Source organism: Streptomyces sp. BYX5S (genome assembly GCF_054724165.1).
In genome coordinates, this window is record NZ_CM138829.1 from 5892048 (window position 1) to 5910245 (window position 18198).

The 18198-nt window shown below is 74.2% G+C and carries 18 protein-coding genes; 7 read left to right on the forward strand and 11 right to left on the reverse strand.

The genetic code is table 11. The features are described 5' to 3' along the window. Positions 1-36 precede the first annotated feature (36 nt). Positions 37-687: a TetR/AcrR family transcriptional regulator gene (locus ACYBSK_RS26720; RefSeq protein WP_460243632.1), complete on the reverse strand. Its 651-nt coding sequence runs from the start codon at positions 685-687 to the stop codon at positions 37-39. Positions 688-748: 61 nt separating this feature from the next. On the opposite strand from ACYBSK_RS26720, the gene ACYBSK_RS26725 reads away from it, so the two are divergent. Next, positions 749-1378 carry a class I SAM-dependent methyltransferase gene (locus ACYBSK_RS26725; RefSeq protein WP_460243633.1) on the forward strand — a complete coding sequence of 210 codons (630 nt, stop codon included), beginning with the start codon at positions 749-751 and terminating at the stop codon, positions 1376-1378. A gap of 49 nt (positions 1379-1427) precedes the next feature. Here the strand turns inward: ACYBSK_RS26725 and ACYBSK_RS26730 are convergent, their stop codons facing one another. The 7 genes from ACYBSK_RS26730 to ACYBSK_RS26760 all read right to left on the reverse strand — a co-directional run bounded on the left by ACYBSK_RS26730 (position 1428) and on the right by ACYBSK_RS26760 (position 7773). Next, positions 1428-2342, reverse strand: a complete 915-nt coding sequence (locus tag ACYBSK_RS26730) for a HipA family kinase (RefSeq protein WP_460243634.1) — start codon at positions 2340-2342, stop codon at positions 1428-1430. A 9-nt stretch (positions 2343-2351) separates the two neighbouring features. Then, the gene (locus ACYBSK_RS26735; protein WP_460243635.1) at positions 2352-2942 is read right to left on the reverse strand and encodes a GTP-binding protein; all 591 of its coding nucleotides are present in this window, start codon (positions 2940-2942) and stop codon (positions 2352-2354) included. Beyond that, positions 2923-3345 (reverse strand): DUF742 domain-containing protein, encoded by a 423-nt coding sequence (locus ACYBSK_RS26740; protein WP_460243636.1) that lies wholly within the window; start codon positions 3343-3345, stop codon positions 2923-2925. Before ACYBSK_RS26740 ends, ACYBSK_RS26735 begins: the two co-directional genes overlap by 20 nt. Next, a complete protein-coding gene (locus tag ACYBSK_RS26745; RefSeq protein ID WP_457481865.1) occupies positions 3342-3731 on the reverse strand; it encodes a roadblock/LC7 domain-containing protein in 390 nt (129 codons plus the stop codon). The genes ACYBSK_RS26740 and ACYBSK_RS26745 overlap by 4 nt, the downstream gene beginning before the upstream one ends. A gap of 56 nt (positions 3732-3787) precedes the next feature. Next, positions 3788-6034 (reverse strand): nitrate- and nitrite sensing domain-containing protein, encoded by a 2247-nt coding sequence (locus tag ACYBSK_RS26750; RefSeq protein ID WP_460243637.1) that lies wholly within the window; start codon positions 6032-6034, stop codon positions 3788-3790. Between the two features lie 56 nt (positions 6035-6090). Further along, complete coding sequence (locus ACYBSK_RS26755) at positions 6091-6873, reverse strand: MHYT domain-containing protein (RefSeq protein ID WP_457479785.1); 783 nt, start codon at positions 6871-6873, stop codon at positions 6091-6093. A gap of 255 nt (positions 6874-7128) precedes the next feature. After that, entirely contained in the window at positions 7129-7773 is a 645-nt protein-coding gene (locus ACYBSK_RS26760) for a winged helix-turn-helix transcriptional regulator (protein ID WP_460243638.1), read from the reverse strand. A gap of 91 nt (positions 7774-7864) precedes the next feature. On the opposite strand from ACYBSK_RS26760, the gene ACYBSK_RS26765 reads away from it, so the two are divergent. Beyond that, positions 7865-9079 (forward strand): pyridoxal phosphate-dependent aminotransferase, encoded by a 1215-nt coding sequence (locus ACYBSK_RS26765; RefSeq protein WP_460243639.1) that lies wholly within the window; start codon positions 7865-7867, stop codon positions 9077-9079. 5 nt (positions 9080-9084) lie between these two features. Next, positions 9085-9726, forward strand: a complete 642-nt coding sequence (locus ACYBSK_RS26770; protein WP_460247106.1) for a cysteine peptidase family C39 domain-containing protein — start codon at positions 9085-9087, stop codon at positions 9724-9726. A gap of 22 nt (positions 9727-9748) precedes the next feature. On the opposite strand, the gene ACYBSK_RS26775 is transcribed toward ACYBSK_RS26770, so the two are convergent. The 3 genes from ACYBSK_RS26775 to ACYBSK_RS26785 all read right to left on the reverse strand — a co-directional run bounded on the left by ACYBSK_RS26775 (position 9749) and on the right by ACYBSK_RS26785 (position 14525). Further along, the gene (locus ACYBSK_RS26775) at positions 9749-10231 is read right to left on the reverse strand and encodes a hypothetical protein (protein WP_457479788.1); all 483 of its coding nucleotides are present in this window, start codon (positions 10229-10231) and stop codon (positions 9749-9751) included. A gap of 89 nt (positions 10232-10320) precedes the next feature. Then, positions 10321-11667, reverse strand: coding sequence for an SWIM zinc finger family protein (locus ACYBSK_RS26780; protein ID WP_460243640.1), 1347 nt, complete (start codon positions 11665-11667; stop codon positions 10321-10323). After that, on the reverse strand, positions 11664-14525 hold the full coding sequence (locus ACYBSK_RS26785; protein WP_460243641.1) for a DEAD/DEAH box helicase: 2862 nt from the start codon (positions 14523-14525) through the stop codon (positions 11664-11666). The genes ACYBSK_RS26780 and ACYBSK_RS26785 overlap by 4 nt, the downstream gene beginning before the upstream one ends. A gap of 533 nt (positions 14526-15058) precedes the next feature. Between ACYBSK_RS26785 and ACYBSK_RS26790 the strand changes: the two genes are divergently transcribed. The 4 genes from ACYBSK_RS26790 to ACYBSK_RS26805 all read left to right on the forward strand — a co-directional run bounded on the left by ACYBSK_RS26790 (position 15059) and on the right by ACYBSK_RS26805 (position 18117). After that, positions 15059-15652 carry a histidine phosphatase family protein gene (locus ACYBSK_RS26790; RefSeq protein ID WP_457479791.1) on the forward strand — a complete coding sequence of 198 codons (594 nt, stop codon included), beginning with the start codon at positions 15059-15061 and terminating at the stop codon, positions 15650-15652. Positions 15653-15712: 60 nt separating this feature from the next. Then, a complete protein-coding gene (locus ACYBSK_RS26795; RefSeq protein WP_460243642.1) occupies positions 15713-16345 on the forward strand; it encodes a hypothetical protein in 633 nt (210 codons plus the stop codon). A gap of 98 nt (positions 16346-16443) precedes the next feature. Next, positions 16444-16866: an acyl-CoA thioesterase gene (locus ACYBSK_RS26800; protein WP_457479793.1), complete on the forward strand. Its 423-nt coding sequence runs from the start codon at positions 16444-16446 to the stop codon at positions 16864-16866. A gap of 282 nt (positions 16867-17148) precedes the next feature. Then, positions 17149-18117, forward strand: coding sequence for a hypothetical protein (locus ACYBSK_RS26805; RefSeq protein WP_460243643.1), 969 nt, complete (start codon positions 17149-17151; stop codon positions 18115-18117). The last annotated feature ends 81 nt before the right edge of the window (positions 18118-18198 follow it).

Below are 18198 nucleotides of genomic sequence, written 5' to 3' on the forward strand. Positions count from 1 at the left end.
CCGGCGCCGGGAAGGCGCCGGGCCCCTTGTCGTGTCTCACCCGCCGTCGGCGCAGAGTTCGGTGGTCAGGGAGCCGAGGGCCCAGTTCTCCCAGGTCTCCGGTGACCAGCCGCGGTCGCGGACGAAGACCAGGTAGAGCTCCGGGCTGAGCAGGCCGTGGAGCAGGTCGGCGGCGCGGGTGACGTCGATGTCCGCGCGGGCGTCGGGTTTGGCGATGAGGGCCTCGGCCGCGGCCCGCTGCACCGTGTAGCGGGGGTCCGCGTCAGCGGGCCACTGCGCGGCGATCTCCGGGTCGGTGGCCGAGGCCGCGGCGATCAGCGGGATGATCGGGGCGACCCGGCCGAGGATCTCGCGCACCCCGCGTACATGGGCGCGGAGCTGCCCCGCCGCGGTGGGCTCGGCACACGCGTCGCGGAACCAGTCCCGCTCCATCGTGGCGACCGGTTCGGCGTCGCCCGCGATGGCCGTGTCGACGACGTCCTTGAACAGCACGCGCTTGTTGCCGAACACGAAGTACACCGTCTGCACGGCCACGCCCGCGCGGTCCGCGACCTGCTGAAGGCTCGTCGCCCCGTACCCCTGCGCGACGAACAGCTCCCGCGCCGCCGCGACGACCTTCTCGCGGGTGCGCCGTGAGCGCTCGGCCCGCTTGTCGGGGCGTCTGTCGGATCCCTTGACGGCAGCCATGCCGGGAGTCTATCTCTAGAGTCAGACACTAGAGTTCGACTCTAAGTTCTTGGGGGCAACGATGCAGCAGACCTGGACGGCCGCGCAGCTCGACCAAGAGGCGATGGTGCGCCGCGCGCTGGAGGACTACTACCGGGATGGCAAGCCGCCGTGGGACACCGGCGTCACTCCGCCCGAGCTGGTGGAGCTGGTGGAGGGCCCCGCCGCGCCCGCGCCCGGCCGCGCCCTCGAACTCGGCTGCGGCACCGGGACCAACTCCGTGTACCTGGCCCGGCACGGCTGGCGGGTGACGGCCGTGGACCTCGTCGACCGCGCGGTCCGGCAGGCCCGGGAGAAGGCCGCGGCGGCGAGCGTGGACGTGACGGTGCTGTGCGGGGACGCGACGCGCCTGGACGAGGTGGGCGCGCCCGGCCCGTACGACCTGTTCTTCGACCTGAGCTGCTACTGCGGCATCCCCCGCCACCGCCGCGACGCCTACGCGGACGCCCTCACGGCGCGGGCGGCGCCCGGGGCCCGGTTCCTGATGTTCGGCTACGGACCCGGGGTCCTGGACGACGAGATCTCGGGCGTCACGGAGGACGAACTCCGCGCCAGGTTCCCGGCGTGGCACCTGACGGACACGACACCGGGCACGAACCCGTTCCCCACGTTCTGGTTCACCCTCACCCACTCAAGCCCCTCCGGCGATTGAGGAGCGGGGTCCGGGGCGGAGCCCCGCGGCGTGAGCGGAATGGCCGGAATCACCCGACGTGCCGCGACCAGTCCTGCTCCGCCGGCGGCTTCCCGTGCAGGTCGGGCACCCGCTTCAGCCATGCGGGGCGCCCCTTCTCGGTCGCCGCCGCGCGCCGCGCGTCCGCTTCCGCCAGCTCCGCGCGGGACGGGAAGTCCGTCGGGAGCCAGGAGGCGGAGGAGTCGGCGCGGGCGAGGAGGTGGGTGACGTAGGCGTCGCGGGCCTCGTCCGGTGTCGCGAAGTCCTGCGTGAGCCACGCGTCGGGGACGAGGGAGAGGATGTGGCGCAGCAGTTCCTCCGTCACCCGCGGCGCGAGTTCCGCGTCGGCCGCCCGCGTGTCCGGCCCGTACCCGCCGAGCGCGTGGTGCCGGAAGTCGTACGGCTTCGCCGGGTCCGCGCCGTCCCAGCGGTGGTGGAAGACGAGCGCGGCGCCGTGGTCGATGAGCCACAGCCGCGGCGGCGCGACACCGAGCGTGGGCCACACCATCAGGTTCGAACTGTGCACCGTGCGGTCCACGTTGACCGTGAGCGCGTCGAGCCAGACGATGCGGCCCGCCTCCACCGGGTCCACGGAGAACGTCTCCGCGACCTCCGGTGTGAAGTCGACGGCGCCCGGCAGGAAGTCCATGCCGAGGTTGAGGCCCGCGCTCGCGTCGAGCAGTTCCTTGACCTCCTGGTGCGGCTCGTCCGCGCCGAGCGCCGGGTCGAAGTGCGCGAGCACCAGCTCCGGGAAGCGCAGCCCGAAGGCGCGCGCCAGCTCGCCGACGACGATCTCCGCGACGAGCGCCTTCACGCCCTGCGCGGACCCGGTGAACTTGAGCACGTACGTGCCCAGGTCGTCGGCCTCGACGACACCGGGGACGGAGCCGCCGGTGCGCAGCGGGTTCACGTAACGGGTCGCGGTGATCTCTCTGAGGCTGGGCACCCGACCAGGCTATATCTCCTGTTGCAGCAGTTGTTCGAGGAGCCGGATCAGCGTCTCCTTGCCGGACTCCCGGTCGCGGGCGTCGCACAGCAGCACCGTGGTCCCGGGACCGAGGTCGAGCGCCCGCGCCACCGCTTCGGGGCTGTGGGACCGTACGCCGTCGAAGCAGTTCACGGCGACGATGAACGGGATGCCGCGGCTCTCGAAGTAGTCGACCGCGGGGAAGGAGTCGGCGAGGCGGCGGGTGTCGGCGAGGACGACGGCGCCCAGGCAGCCGGTGGCCAGCTCGTCCCACAGGAACCAGAACCGGTCCTGGCCCGGCGTGCCGAACAGGTACAGGGCGAGGTTCTCGCGCAGCGTGATGCGGCCGAAGTCCATGGCCACGGTCGTCGTCGACTTGGTGGTGACGCCGTCGAGGTGGTCCACGCCGCGGGAGGCGACCGTCAGGTCCTCCTCGGTGCGCAGCGGGCGGATCTCGCTGACCGACTCCACGAGCGTGGTCTTGCCGACGCCGAAGCCGCCCGCGATGAGCACCTTCAGCGCCGTGAAGTCGGCGCGGGGGTCGGCGCGGCTGGTGGGGTCAGAGTGCGCGAAGGCCATTGATCACTTCTCGGAGGAGGTGGGCGTCGGGGCGGGCGTAGGCGGTGGGCGTGCCCGTGCCGGGGTCGGTGGCCCGCGCCGACTCGGGCGGCGTGACCGTGACGAGCGACCTCGCCGCGAGGTCCCCGAGCAGGACGCGTACGACGCCCAGGGGCAGGCCGGAGTCGGAGGCCAGGTCCGCGACGGGGCGCGGGCCGCGCAGGCACAGGGCGAGCAGTTCGCGCTGCTCGGGCGGGAGCGGGCCCGCCGGCCTGGTGCGGGTGGGGCGGACGATGGCCATGAGGTCCATGCGTTCCGCCCCGTTGCCGGTGCGGGCGCGGCCGGCGGTCATGGCGTAGAGCCGTACCAGCGGCCCGGCGTCCTCGTCGTAACGGTCGGACCAGGCGTCGTCCTTGTCCTTCACGGGGCATCGCCGTCCGCACGGGCGGGTACGCCGAGGTGTTCGCGGACACGGTCCACGAGCAGCGCCATCTCGTACGCGACGAGGCCGATGTCGGCGTGGCCGTCGGTGAACACGGCGAGGCAGGAGCCCTCGCCCGCGGCGACCACGAACAGGAAGCCGCCTTCGAGTTCGACCATCGTCTGGACGACGCCGCCCGCCGCGAAGTGGCGGCCGGCGCCCTTGGCGAGGGAGTGGAAGCCGGAGGCGATGGCGCAGAACCGCTCGGACTCGTCGCGGCCGAGGCCGGTGGAGGCGCCGACGCAGAGGCCGTCGCCGGAGAGCATCACGACGTGGCGGACCTCGGGGACGCGGGCGGCGAGTTCGTCGAGGAGCCAGTCGATCCCCATGTGGTGGTCTCCCGCGGCGTCGCCGCCGCCCAGGCCGGTGACGTTGTACGTCGGGGTCATCGGTGTCCTCCGTCGTGCTCGCGGGCGGCGCGGGCGCGTCGGCGTCCCGAGCTCAGGGACGTCATGGTGGCGCGGGCCGCCTCCGGCGACCGGGCCCCACGCCCCTCCCCCTGCTCGGGCGCGACCTCCCGCAACTCAGCGCTCATGCTGGCCTGCCGCACCCGCTGCGGCAGATCCTCCGACCCCGTGGTGAGGCCATTGGCGGCAGTCGGGGCGGGTACCTCAAGCCCCTCCGGCGTTTGAGGAGCGGGGTCCGGGGCGGAGCCCCGGGGTGTGGGAGGGGCGGCCGTACGTTGCGGGAGGGGCCCCGCCTCCGGCGGCTCCGGCACCGACCGCAACCCCGGGTGCGTCGCCTCCAGCAGCGCCTGCGGCAGGAAGACGACCGCGGTGATGCCCCCGTACACCGACCTCCGCAGCGTCACATCCAACCGCTGCCGCTGCGCGAGCCGGTTGACGACGAAGAGCCCCAGCTTGCGGGAGTCCAGCAGGTCGACGTCCGCCGCGTGGATCCGCGCGTTCGCCTCCGCCAGCGCCTCGTCGCTCATCCCGAGCCCGCGGTCCTCGATCTCCAGACAGGCCCCCGCCCCGACGGGCTCCCCGCGCACCACCACAGGCGTGTGCGGCGGCGAGAACGACGACGCGTTCTCCGCGAGTTCGGCGACGAGGTGGACCACGTCCGCGACGGCCGCCCCGGAGAGCAGCAGGTCCGGGAGGTCCTGGACCTGGACCCGGTCGAAGTCGGCCGTCTCCGCGATCCCCGCCCGTACGGCGTCGATCAGCGGCACCGGATTGCGCCACGCCCGCCCCGGCGCCGCCCCGGAGAGGATCAGCAGCGACTCGGCGTGCCGCCGCATCCGCGTCGTCAAGTGGTCGACGCGGAACAGGTCCTCGAGGTCGGTCGGGTCCTCCGTGCGGCGCTCCATCGCGTCGAGGAGGTCGAGCTGCCGGTGCAGCAGCACCTGGCTGCGCCGCGCGAGCGAGACGTACACGCCGGAGACGCCCGTGAGGACCGCCGCCCGGTCGGCGACCGCGCGCAGCGCCGCGCGCTGCACGGTGGTGAGGGCCGCGCCGACCTGTCCGACCTCGTCGTGGTGCGGCGTCCCGTCGAGCGGCGCCTCCTTGTCGAGGTCGACGTCCTCGCCGTTGTGGATGCGCCGCATGGCGGCGGGCAGCCGGGTCGCGGCCAGGTCGAGCGCGGCGTCGCGCAGCCCGGTGAGGTCGGCGACGAGGCCGCGGCCGATCCGTACGGACAGCAGCAGCGACACGATCACACCGAGCAGACCGAGGAGCACGGCGAGGCCCGAACTGCCCAGTGAGGAAAGGGAGTACGGCTGGGCGCCCGCGGCCTCGTCGATGGCGCGGGCCTCCGCCTTGTCGAGGGCGGCGAGGGTGTCGCGCGCGTCGGACTCCCAGCGCCCGGCGGGCACCGCGTCGGCGGCGCGCGCGGCACCGGCGGCGAGCACCATGTCCTGCACGTGGCCGAGGTCCTTGGCGCTCGCGGTGCCGAGCGCGGCCCGGAAGGCGGCGGCGTCGCGGCCCGTGAGTTCGGGCAGCGCGGCGTCGGTGAGGTCCCGTTGCACGGCGACGTCGCCGACGAAGTCGCGGTACTGGGCGGGCGTCATCGTCCCGTCGGCCCGCACGGCACCGAGCAGCGCGTCCTGGCGGCTCAACGCCTCGCGAGCGCGGGCGAGTTGGAGCAGGGTGCGCGCTGCCTCGCTGTCGGCCGCCGCGAGTCCCGCCCGTACGGACAGGGCGCGCTGGACGGCCGTGTCGTACCCGGCGATGGCGCCCGTGCCGCCCGGGGCCTTCGCCTTCTGGCGCGGCCCGGACAGCGATTCGGCGCTGAACCTGAGCTGCTGGATGCGGTCGGGCAGCGCGGCGTCGAGGTCGGCGAGGTCGGTGCTGATGGAGCGCAGACCCGCGTCGAGGGCGTCAACGGCCTTGTCGGTACGGGCCGTTGCCCCGGCGAAGTCCTTGCGCGCGGCCGCGTCGGGGGCGGCGCGGTACGTCAGGGCGGCCGCGCGTTCGTCCTGCACGGCGACGGTGAAGCGGGAAATCGGCGCGACGAGCGCCGAGTTCACCTCTTTCAGCTGCTCCTTGTCGGATATCTGGGAGGCGGTGGTCACCGCGGCGTGGCCCCACAGCGCCATCACGGAGACGACGGGGACCGTGAGCAGGGTGACGACCTTGGCTCTGATCGATTTGGAGCGCAGCCGTTCGGGCAGCGCGAAGCGCGCGGGCATGGGGACAGCTCCTCGGCGGGGCCGGAATGAGTGGGGGGAGGCGGGGCGCGGCGCGGTTACGTCGCGGGCAGTTCGACCTCGTGCAGCGGCCGGGCCGCGGCCTCGCTGCGGGCGCGCTCGTCGGCGGTCGGCGACAGCGCGACGAAGGCGCAGGTCAGGAAGAGGAAGGAGCCGAGGACGACGGCCAGAGGCAGGATGAACGCGGTCGCGGTGGCGCCGGGCAGCGGTGCGGTGCCGGCGCGCACGGTGACGTCGGCGGCGGCCATGCCGGTGTAGTGCATGCTGCTGACCGCGAGCCCCATCACGAGCGCGGCGACGGCCGCGACGGCGGGCCCGCGCACGGACAGCGCGGCCCACAGGGCGGCGGACGCGGCGGCCACGGCGATCACCACGGAGGCGATCACGAGGACGGGGTCGTAGGTGAGGGAGCCGTTGAGGTGCACGGCCGCCATGCCGATGTAGTGCATCGCGGCGACACCGAGTCCCGTACCGAGCCCGCCGAGCAGCACGGACAGCGCCCGCGATCTGCCGTATCCGGCGATGAACAGGCCCGCGCCGACGACGAGGATCGCGACGGCGAGGCTCAGGAGGGTGAGGGGGATGTCGTAGCGGATCGCGGTGCCGTCGACGGTGTAGCCGAGCATCGCGATGAAGTGCATCGTCCAGATTCCGGCGCCGATCGCGACGGACGCGGTGAGCAGCCAGTTCCGCTTGGACCGCTCTCCCGCGGCCTGGGCGCGCGCGGTGCAGCGCAGGCCCAGCGCGGACCCGACGACCGCCATCACGTACGACAGGAGCGGCGTGATCCAGCCACCTGTCATGTGGTGCATGTGCGCCATGTTTTCTGCGGGTCCCTCTCACTCTTCACATCGGCCCCCGGTCGACCGGGACGCTAACACGCGGTGGATGGCCTGTTCAGAGCGGTAATTGGCGCGAAAAAGCCGCTGCACCGGCCAGTAGGCCCGAGTTCATGGGGCCTTCACAAAGTGGTGCGGTACGTGACCGTGCGGCGCGGTGCGACTCTTGTCACGCCGCGCCTCGGGACGGTCCGGACATTGGTCCCGTTCCTGACGGTCCGCCTATCGGGAGAGGTTTCAGGAGGTGCCGTCGCGCAGCGCCTTCGCCAGTCCGCCCCCGCCGACCACGGTGACGCGGCCGGCCCGCACGGCCTCGACCAGACCGACGGCGCCGCGGGCGACCTCGGCGCACACCTCTTCCGCGAGGTCCAGACGTACGTCCGGCTCCCCGCCCGGGTACGCCCCGTCCCCGTACACCGGCTGCCCGTCCGCGTCTCCCACGCGGACGTGGAACACCCCTTCGTCGACGCGGACCTCGACCGCGCCCGGCTCCCCCAGCGCCTCCAACTGCCGTGACAACGGCAGCGCCAGCCAGTGCGCCCGCACCGCGTCGGTGGGCCGCCGCTCGGCGAGGTCGGGCGCGCCCCACTCGCCGAGCGCGCGAAGTACGGGCAGCAGTCCCCATCCCCGGTCGGTGAGTTCGTACACGTACGCCGACGCGGGCGCGGGGAGCCTGCGGCGCTCGGCGAGACCGTCGCGCTCCATGTCCTTCAGCCGCGTCGCCAGCATGTCCGTGCTGACGCCCGGCAGATCGGCGTGCAGATCGGTGTAGCGGCGCGGTCCGGCGAGGAGTTCGCGCGCGACGAGGAGCGTCCAGCGGTCCCCGACGACGTCGAGCGCGCGGGCGACGGCGCAGTACTGGTCGTAGCTTCGGCGTGGCATGGCGCGCAGTCTATGCAACTTGTTGGACTTTCCAAGCAGCCACTTGGTAAAACCAAGCAACACGAGTCACTGGCGCGCTTGGAGGGCACAGATGGAGTTCCGGCAGTCGAGCAAGCTGAGCGAGGTCTGCTACGAGATCCGCGGCCCGGTGATCGAGCACGCGAACGCGCTCGAGGAGGCGGGCCACAGCGTGCTGCGCCTGAACACCGGCAACCCGGCCCTGTTCGGCTTCGAGGCGCCCGAGGAGATCGTCCAGGACATGATCCGGATGCTGCCGCAGGCGCACGGGTACACGGATTCGCGCGGCATCCTCTCCGCGCGCCGCGCCGTCGCCCAGCGGTACCAGGCGCTCGGCCTGGACGTCGGTGTGGACGACGTGTTCCTCGGCAACGGCGTGTCCGAGCTGGTCTCGATGGCGGTGCAGGCGCTCCTGGAGGACGGCGACGAAGTCCTCATCCCGGCGCCGGACTTCCCGCTGTGGACCGCGGTGACGACCCTCTCCGGCGGCAAGGCCGTCCACTACCTCTGCGACGAGCAGTCGGACTGGTACCCCGACCTCGCCGACATGGAGTCGAAGATCACCGACCGCACGAAGGCGGTCGTCATCATCAACCCCAACAACCCGACCGGCGCGGTCTACCCGAAGGAGATCGTCGAGGGCATCCTCGACCTCGCCCGCCGGCACGGCCTGATGGTGTTCGCCGACGAGATCTACGACCAGATCCTCTACGACGACGCGGTGCACCACACCGCCGCCGCCCTCGCCCCGGACCTCGTCGTCCTCACGTTCTCCGGTCTGTCGAAGACGTACCGCGTGGCCGGGTTCCGCAGCGGCTGGATGGTGGTCACGGGCCCGCAGCAGCACGCGAAGAACTACCTGGAGGGCCTCACCATGCTGGCCTCCATGCGGCTGTGCCCGAACGCGCCCGCCCAGTACGCCATCCAGGCCGCGCTCGGCGGCCGCCAGTCGATCCACGACCTCACCCGGCCCGGCGGCCGCCTGCTCGAACAGCGGGACAAGGCGTGGGAGAAGCTGAACGAGATCCCCGGCGTCAGCTGCGTGAAGCCCAAGGGCGCGCTGTACGCGTTCCCGCGCATCGACCCCAAGGTGCACCCCATCGTCGACGACGAGAAGTTCGTCCTCGACCTGCTGCTGCGCGAGAAGATCCAGGTCGTCCAGGGCACCGGCTTCAACTGGCCGCGCCCGGACCACTTCCGCATCCTCACGCTCCCGTACGCCGACGACCTCGACGCCGCGATCAGCCGGATCGGGCGCTTCCTCAGCGGATACCGTCAGCAGCCGTGACTCCTGTGAACACCTGCCGTACGTGCCCGTGGCCGAGCCACACCCAGTTCGCCTCGCCCGAGCTGGTCGGGCCCATCGTGTCCGGCCGCCTCGACCGGGCGCGGGATCCCGCGTGGCGGCGGTCGGGGGCGGCGACGGTGGAGGACTACGCGCGCTGGTGCGGGCATCTGTGCGGGGCGACGTGCCTGCGCATGGCGCTCGGCCCCGACGCCCCCTCGCTCTTCGAACTCCGCGACGGCGCCCTGAAGTTCGGCGCGTACCGGGTGGACGCCGAGGGCGAGATCCACGGCATGGTGTACGCGCCCGCGGCCGAGTACGTACGGGAGGCGCACGGCCTCGACGCGGCGGTGCACCGGACGCTGGACGTCGCCGCGATCGGTGAACTGCTCGACGCGGGCCGCCTCGTGATCGCCTCCGTGCACTTCGCGATCCGCCGCCCCGAGGAGCCGTCCCCCGGCCGCGGCGGCCACCTGGTCCTCGTCACGTCCCGCACGGCGGACGGCTCCGGCTACCACTTCCACAACCCGTCGGGCACGGACGCGGCGACCCGCACCGCCGACCTTCCCGTGGCGCGTTTCGCGGAGTTCTTCGCGGGGCGCGGGATGTCGCTGCCGGTAGGTGGGCGCGATCGGCGGTCGGACGCGTAGGGCCGTTACGGCCCTACGGTGTTCACGGCCTGTCGGCGTGCTCGTAGTCCGTCAGGCGGGTCGCCCCCAGCCGGTCACCGGCCGCGAGCGCGGCGCTCAGGACCTCCGGGTCGCCGAGCCGGTCGGCGCGCACCACGACGTCGGTGCCCGCCGGGGTCACCAGGGAACGGCTGAAGGTGATCACCGCCCAGGCGTCGTCCGGCCCCATTTCACTCACCGCCCACTCGCTGGTCAGCAGCGCGAGAGGCCCGGCGCCGCGCCATCGGAAGACGGTGCCGGGGCGGTCGGTGAGGCGGGTGTCGGTGCCGCGGATGGTGCGGTGGCGGCCCCGCGCCCGGTAGCCGACCTCGTCGCGCAGGCGGGCCGCGCCCGAACGCCCCGGCGGCAGCGGCGTGTACGTGAACGTGGCGTCCGTGCGCCGGCCCCCGAGCCACATCGGGAAGGAGGAGCACACGATGTGCCAGGTTCCGGCCAGCCGGTGCGGGGTGACGTCGAGGTGATCCATGCGAGTGCACCCTACGGGCCCGCCGCGGCGTGCGACGGACGGGGAGGGCACCGGGCGGGCGTCGGAACGCCGGGCGGCCGGGAGGGCGTTCAGTCCGTGCCCGCCAGGTCGCCGCCGAGCACCCCGTCGAGGACCGCGACGGGGTCCGGGCCCGGCTCGCCCCTGGGCCACCAGTCGTCGCGGCCGGGGTCGGACTCGTACCCGTACCACCGGCCGTCGCGGCCCAGGCGGAGCTGGAGGGAGCGGGTCGACAGGTGGTTGCGGTGGGGGCGGAAGTCGTCGTGGCCCACGGCCAGGAGCGCGGGGCGGGCGCGGTCGAAGGGACCGGCGGGCGGGTCCCACTCCTCCTCCAGGACCGACAGCCCTTCGGAGCCGCCCTGCCGCCAGGCCGCGACGGCGCGCGCCAGGTCGGTGGGGGTGCGGCCGGTGCCCCGGGACAGCGAGGAGTACAGGGCGCGGGTCGCCGCCGTGAGGCCGGAGCCCGGGTGCGCGGCGGCCAGCCGGACCGCGTCCTGCCAGGGGGTGAGGCCCGCGATCGGGTCGGCACCGGTGGTGAGCAGCGCGTGGGCGCGCACGCCCGCCTCCGTGGCGAGCAGGTCGAGCGCGAGGGGGTCGGGGGCGTCCGGGGCCTGCGGGTAGGAAGGCGGACGCTCCGGGTACGACGGGGGCGGGAACTCCGGCGGGAGCGGCGGCAGTTGCTGCCCCTCCCCCGCCGCGTACGCCTCCTTGGCGGGGCGCGAGTCGAGTGCGGGCGCCTTCGCCTTGGAGCGCTCCTGCGCCTCGTGCACGGAGCTGCGCCGGGTCAGCGTCCCCAGCAGTTCCTGCTCGCCGCGGCCGCGCAGCAGGAACAGGACGAACGGGTCCTCGTCGAGCAGCCGCGCCGTCTGGTAGCAGAGCGCCGCCGCGTGCTTGCAGGGGTCGCCGCGGTCCGGGCAGGTGCACTCGGCGACGAGGTCGTCGACCGCGGGCAGCAGGTCGGCGACCGCCGCCAGCGCGTGCGGCACGTCCTTGTCCAGGAGCGACGCCAGATGTTCGGGCCGGGCCGCGGCCGTGTCCAGGAACCGGTCCCACGCCTCGTCCGGCAGGGTGCGCAGCCGCAGTTCGGCCCGGTAGGGGCGGGGGCGCGAGCCGTGCACGTAGGCGACGACGCGGCCCGGGGTGACCGTGATCGCGTCGACGTGACCCCGGTCCGCGTAGGCGCGGCCGCGCGTGAGGCGGCCCTGGTCGAGGGCCGTGTCCTCCAGGGCGTCCACCCACGCGTTGCCCCACCACGTCAGGGCGAAGCCGCCGCCGGGCTCGGCGCGGGGCGGCAGCGGCGGGAACGTGCGCCGGGTGTCCAGGTGGCGGGCCCGCGCCTGCTCGGTGGCGCCCGCGCGGCCGGGCACGTGCGGGCGGCGGGCGGCGGGGCCGCCGCGGGGTCGGCCGGCCGGGCTCATCGGCTCGCCTCCCTGCGCAGCGCCACCAGGTCGGTCAGCTCGCGGTCGGTCAGCTCGGTGAGCGCCGCCTCGCCGGTGCCGAGCACCGCGTCCGCCAACGCCCGCTTCCCTGCGAGGAGTTCGGCGATCCGGTCCTCCACCGTGCCCTCGGTGATGAGCCGGTGGACCTGGACGGGCTGGGTCTGCCCGATGCGGTAGGCGCGGTCGGTGGCCTGCTCCTCGACCGCCGGGTTCCACCACCGGTCGAAGTGGACGACGTGGCCCGCACGCGTGAGGTTGAGTCCGGTGCCCGCCGCCTTCAGCGACAGCAGGAACACGGGGACCTCGCCTGACTGGAAGCGGTCCACCATGCGCTCGCGCTCGACGATCGTGGTGCCGCCGTGGAGCAGCTGGCTGGGGATGCCGCGGGTGGTGAGGTGCGTGGCGAGGAGCTTGGCCATGGACACGTACTGGGTGAAGACGAGGACCGCCCCGTCCTCGGCGACGATCGTGTCGAGCAGTTCGTCGAGGAGGGCGAGCTTGCCGGAGCGGCCCGCGAGGCGCGGCCGGTCGCCGTCGCCCTGGCCCTCCTTGAGGTACTGCGCCGGGTGGTTGCAGATCTGCTTGAGCGACGTCAGCAGCTTCATGACGAGGCCGCGCCGGCCGATGCCCTCGGCCTCCTCGATCCGCGCCATCGACTCGCGCACCACGGCCTCGTACAGCGAGACCTGCTCGCGGGTGAGCGGCACGGGGTGGTCGGACTCGGTCTTCGGGGGCAGTTCGGGGACGATGCCGGGGTCGGACTTGCGGCGGCGCAGGATGAACGGCCGGACCAGGCGGGACAGCCGCTCGATCGCCTCCGGGTTCGTCCCGCCGTGTCCCTGGAGCGGCACCTCGCCCTCGACCACGCGCGCGTGCCGGGCGCGGAACGCCTTGAGCGGGCCGAGCAGGCCGGGGGTCGTCCAGTCGAGGAGCGCCCACAGCTCGGACAGGTCGTTCTCCACCGGTGTGCCGGTGAGTGCCACGCGCGCGGGGGCGGGAATCGTGCGCAGCGCCTTCGCCGTCGCGGAGTTGGGGTTCTTCACGTGCTGCGCCTCGTCCGCGACGACCATGCCCCAGGTGTGCCCCGCGAGTTCGGCGGCGCGGGTGCGCAGGGTTCCGTACGTGGTGAGGACGAAGCCGCCCTCGACGCCGGTCAGGGTGCGGTCGGCGCCGTGGAAGCGGCGGACGGGGGTGCCGGGGGCGAACCGCTCGATCTCCCGCTGCCAGTTGCCGAGCAGCGAGGCCGGGCAGACGACGAGTGTGGGGTGCGGCCGGTCGCGGCGCAGGTGCAGCGCGATGAGCGTGACGGTCTTGCCGAGGCCCATGTCGTCGGCGAGGCAGCCGCCGAGGCCGAGCGAGGTCATCAGGTCGAGCCAGGCGAGGCCGCGCAGCTGGTAGTCGCGCAGGGTCGCCCGCAGCGCCGCCGGCTGCTCCACGGCCTCGATGCCGCGCGTGAGCCGGTCGCGCAGCTCGGCGAGGCGGCCCGCGGGCACGGCCGCGACCCGCTCCCCGTCGACCTCGGCCTCCCCGGTGAGCGCGACCGCGAGCGCGTCGACGGGCTGGAGCAGGCCCAGCTCCCGCTTGCGCGCCTTGCGGACGAGGTCGGGGTCGACGACCACCCACTGGTCGCGCAGCCGCACCACCGCGCGGTGCGATTCGGCGAGCGCGTCCATCTCGCGCTCGGTGAGCGGGTCGCCGTCGAGCGCCAGCTGCCAGTTGAACTTCAGCAGTTCCTCACTGTCGAAGAACGCCGTGCCGTCGGTGGCCGAGCCGGGTGCGGCCTGCGCGCGCACCACGGCCGTCGCGGTGAGCGAGCGGGCGATGTCGCGCGGCCAGTGCAGGGTGACGCCGGCCTTGCCGAGGCGGGCCGCGCCGGGGCCGAGCAGATCGGTCAGCTCGCTCTCGGACAGGGCCAGCACGTCCGGCGCGTCCTGCTCCAGGAGGCGGCCGAGCGGGGGCCAGGCGAGGGCGGCGCGGCGCACCGCGAGCACCGCGTCGATCCGGGCGCGCGGCCCGAAGTGCTCGCTGGCCTCTCCCGCCCACAGTGCAGCGGCGTCGACCACGCGCGTGGGGTCGGCGAGGCTGTGCACCTGGACGATTGCGGCGCCGGCGCGGCGCGCGCCGGGCCCGTCCTCGGGATCGGTCGTGTCGTCGTCCGTGTCGAACAGCGCGTACTGCGACAGGTCGAGCCGCAGCGACACCTTCACGCCCGCGTCGAGCCCGGCCGCCGCCTCGACGGCCCAGGGGCGGGCCCGGGGGATGTGCTGGGCGGCCGCGGCCGCGAACGGCGCGCCCGCCGCGTGGGCCGCGGCCGGGGTGCGCGGCAGGGCGTCGGCCACCGCGTCCAGGAACGCCCGGACCAGCGCCTCCGGCTCGGGGACCCGCAGCGGTCTGCTGCCCGGCACGGGTGTCGCGTACCCCTCCGGGGGCAGGGCGGCGGCGATGCCGCGGACCTGCGCCACGTCGTCCTCGTCGAGGGGGCCCGCGCGCCATGCGTCGTGGTCGGAGGCGGTGAGCCCCGGCAGCAGGCGGCCCCGCGCCACCAGGTGCAGGGCGTGCGCCGCGGCCGCGCCCCAGGCCGCGGCGGCGGGGTGGGCGCCGGGGGTGCGGCGGGCGCGCAGGAGGCTCGGCAGGGCGTCCGGCACCGGCAGGACGAGGGCGGGGACCTTGCGGGTGCGCACCGTGGTGCCGTGCGGGCGCACGAGTGGGAGCTCCGCGTCGGCTCCGGGGAGGGGGGTGCCGTCCGGCGTCCAGTAGGCGATGCGGCTTGCGCGGGGCAGCGGGTCGGGCAGGAAGAGGGCGGCGGCGCCCACCGGGACGCCCTGATACTCGGGCACGCTCCCACCTCCCTCTCCACTCACTCCTTGACGACCCCTAGACCTTACGGCCCACCTCTGACAACCCACCCCAGGCCGTGCCCTCACCGGCACCACCACCACACCCCGGGGCTCCGCCCCGGACCCCGCTGCTCAATCGCCGCAGGGGCTCAATAAACCCGAACCGTCCCGACACCTGGCCCTCAGCCGCGCCGGTGTTTATGCCCCGGCCTTTCAGCCTCGCCGGCGTTTGAGGCGCGGGGTCCGGGGCGGAGCCCCGATCTTTGAGCCCGGTCGGCGCTTGAGGCGCGGAGTCGCGGCCCCTTCAGCCCCTCCGGCGATTGAGGAGCGGGGTCCGGGGCGGAGCCCCGATCTTTGAGCCCGGTCGGCGCTTGAGGCGCGGAGTCGCGGCCCCTTCAGCCCCTCCGGCGATTGAGGAGCGGGGTCCGGGGCGGAGCCCCGGTCTTTGGGGCGTGGGCCCCGGAGGTGGGCGTGAGTGGGGGCGGGGAGAATGGCGCTGACCTCGTCCACCCCCGAACGAACAGGCACAAACCGTGGGTGATCTGCTCCTCGTCCGCCACGGCGAGACCGACTGGGCCCTGACGGGCCAGCACACCGGCCTCACCGACATCCCGCTCACCGACAACGGCCGGGAGGAGGCCCGCCGCGTCGCCCCCCTCGTCGGCAGCTACCACATCGGCGCCGTCTTCGTGAGCCCCCTCCAGCGCACCCGCGAGACCGCCGAACTCGCCGGCCTCACCCGCTACACCGTCGACGCGGACCTCCACGAGTGGGACTACGGCGCGTACGAGGGCATCACCACCCGGGAGATCCAGCGCACCCGGCCCGACTGGTACCTGTTCGACGACGGCGTACCGCCGGGCCCGCCCGAGCACCCCGGTGAGACACCGGAGCAGGTCGGCGAGCGCGCCGACCGGATGCTGTCGAAGGTCGACGCGGCGCTCTCCAACAACGAGGGCAGCGTCGTCCTCGTCTCGCACGGCCACTTCCTGCGCGTCCTGACCGCCCGCCGCCTGGGCCTGCCCGCGTCGGGCGGCTCGCACTTCCTGCTGGCGACGGGCACGGTCAGCCGCCTCACGTTCGAGCACGGCAGGCCGGTGATCTCCGGCTGGAACCTGCGCCCCTGACGGCCGCCCCGCCGGGTTGTCAGTGCCGTCGTGCACCATCGTCGGCAGGAGGTGTCCGCCATGACCAGACCGCCGACCGCCGCGCAGCGCCGCATCATCGAGGGAGCCGATCCGGAGACGGGCCGCATCACCGGCGCCCCGGCCCAGCTCGCGCGACTCGTCGTCCTGAAGCTGGCGTTCCGGCACCCGCGGCCGCCGCACGAGCACTTCCTCACCCCGGCGGGGCACCGCGTGCGCGAGGCCGGTGCGGAACCGCCGCCCGAGGAGCCGCGCCCTGAACGGCCCGCGTCCGACGGCCTGTTCGCCGCCCGCCTCGGCGGGGAACCGGCGGCCGACACCGGGCCCGCACGGGCCCGCGAGGTGCGGACGGCCTGGCAGGGCGTGCTGGAGATACGCCGGATGACGAACGCCGACGGCGCGTCGGACCGCCCGTGCGCCTGGGAGCGGAGCCGCCTCGCGCCCTCCGCCGCGCTCGCCCTGGAGGCGGCCGGCTGCGTCCCCGCGGGCGAGCAGACGCCCGGCTACCGCGTGGGCGACACCCCGCAGCCCGAGGCCGTCGCCGTACGGCACCCGGAGCAGCCGGGTCTCGCGCGGTGCGCGGCGGCGCTGCGGGACGCGGGCTGGCAGGTCAGCGAGCACACGGAGACGCGCGGCGGCGCCCGCTACCTGCTGGCGTCACCGAGACGCACGTAGCGCGGCCGAGGCCGGGCCCGGAATGCCGCCGCACGCACCCCTGTTGGCATGATCGGCACAACGCCCCCCTTCGGGACGCCCCCATCGAGAGGAACGTCGTGGCAGAGCAGTTCTCCGTGCCGGTCGAGGTACGCGGATACGAGATCGACATCAACGGACACCTCAACCAGGCCGTCTACCTCCAGTACGCGGAGCACGCCCGCTGGTCGTTCCTGCGCCACGCCGGCCTCGACGAGAACGCGCTGCTGGGCCGCGGGGTCGGCCCCGTCGTCCTGGAGACGAACATCCGTTACCTGCGCGAGCTGCGCGCGGGCGACGTCGTCGACGTGAGCTGCGCCTTCGAGTTCGGCGACGGCAAGGTGTTCCGCGTCCACCAGACGTTCACCAGGGCCGACGGCGCGGTGGCGGCCGAAGTGACCGCGGTGAGCGGCGTGATGGACCTCACCGAGCGCAAGCTGGTGCCGCGTCCCGGGGAGGTCTTCAAGGAACTGGCGTCGGCCCCGGCCGTCTTCGGCCTCTGACCCGCGGCAAGGGAACCGCGCGCTTCGCCTCCGGCCGTCGTGGAGCGGGCGCGCGGCCGGGGTCCGGCGCGCCGGATCCTGGCCGCGCTGGAAGAGAGCGCACGGGACTTCGGCGGACTGACCGCGCGCCCCTCCGCGCACCCCATGCCCCTATGCCCCCTCGCCCCCATGCCCCCTTGCCCCCTCCCCAGAAGATCGCTACGGTCCCCGTCGACCCGCTTTCTACGCGCGTCCACCTCGTGCGAGGCACCGCCGAACGACCCCAACGCGAGAGGCTCGTCCATGCAGTTGCGCCACAAGTCCCTGCTTTCCGCCGCCTTCGTGACGCTGGCCCTCGCGGCTCCCGCCCGCGCGGATGCCCCCGCCGGGACCGGATCCGCGCCGGAGCGCGGCGGTTGGCAGCGGGTCGGCGACGACGCCAGGTCCGGGATCAGCGGCCTCGCACTCACCGGCGAGGGCGCGGCCGGCGGCGCGCTGGAGGCCCTTGTCGTGCACGACAACAAGAAGCCCGGCGAACGGCGGCTCGGCCGGATCACCTTCGATCCGTCCGCGCCGCAGGACACGACGGTCTCACCGGTCGCGTGGGAGGGTGCGCCGCCCAAGGACCTGGAGGCGGTCGAGGCGGTGCCGGGGACGCCCGGCGCGTTCATGGCGCTGACGAGCAGAGGGCTGGTGTACCGGATCCAGCTCGACGGCGACACCGCGCGCGTGCTCGATCTGGCGCCGCTGCCCGCGATCCCCGAGGGCGCGGACTTCGAGGGCTTCGCGCTCGGCACCTCGCACGGCAGGACGGTCGCCGTGTGGGCGGACCGGGGCGCGGGCGCGGCCCGTCCGGCGACGGTGTTCGCGGCGCCGTTCTTGTTCAACGCGTACGGGGAGGCGGAGTTCGGGGAGGTCAGCGAGGCGGAGTACCGGGCCTCCTACCCGAAGGGCGAGGTGCGCCACGTGTCCGACATCTCGCTGACCGGCTCGGGGCGCCTGATGGTGAGTTCGGCCTCGGACGCCGGGGACGACGGTCCCTTCGCCTCGGCGGTGGGCGAGGCGGGACGCGTGACGCTCGACGCGTCGGGCACGAAGGCGGCGCTGCGGGTCGCCGCACCGCCGCGTACCGCGACGAGGACGTTCGACGGCCGCAAGGTCGAGGGCGTCGAGTGCCTGCCCGGCGCCGCGTCGGGCGGCCGGGCGCTGCTCGGCACGGACGACGAAAACCTGGGCGGCTTCGTGAAGTCGTCGCGCGTGTGCGGTGGTTGATGAGCCCCGAGGGGTCTGACACCACCCCTCACGCACTGAAGGGGTGGCGCCCCCACGGCCGCCACCCCTTCAGCTCCGCGC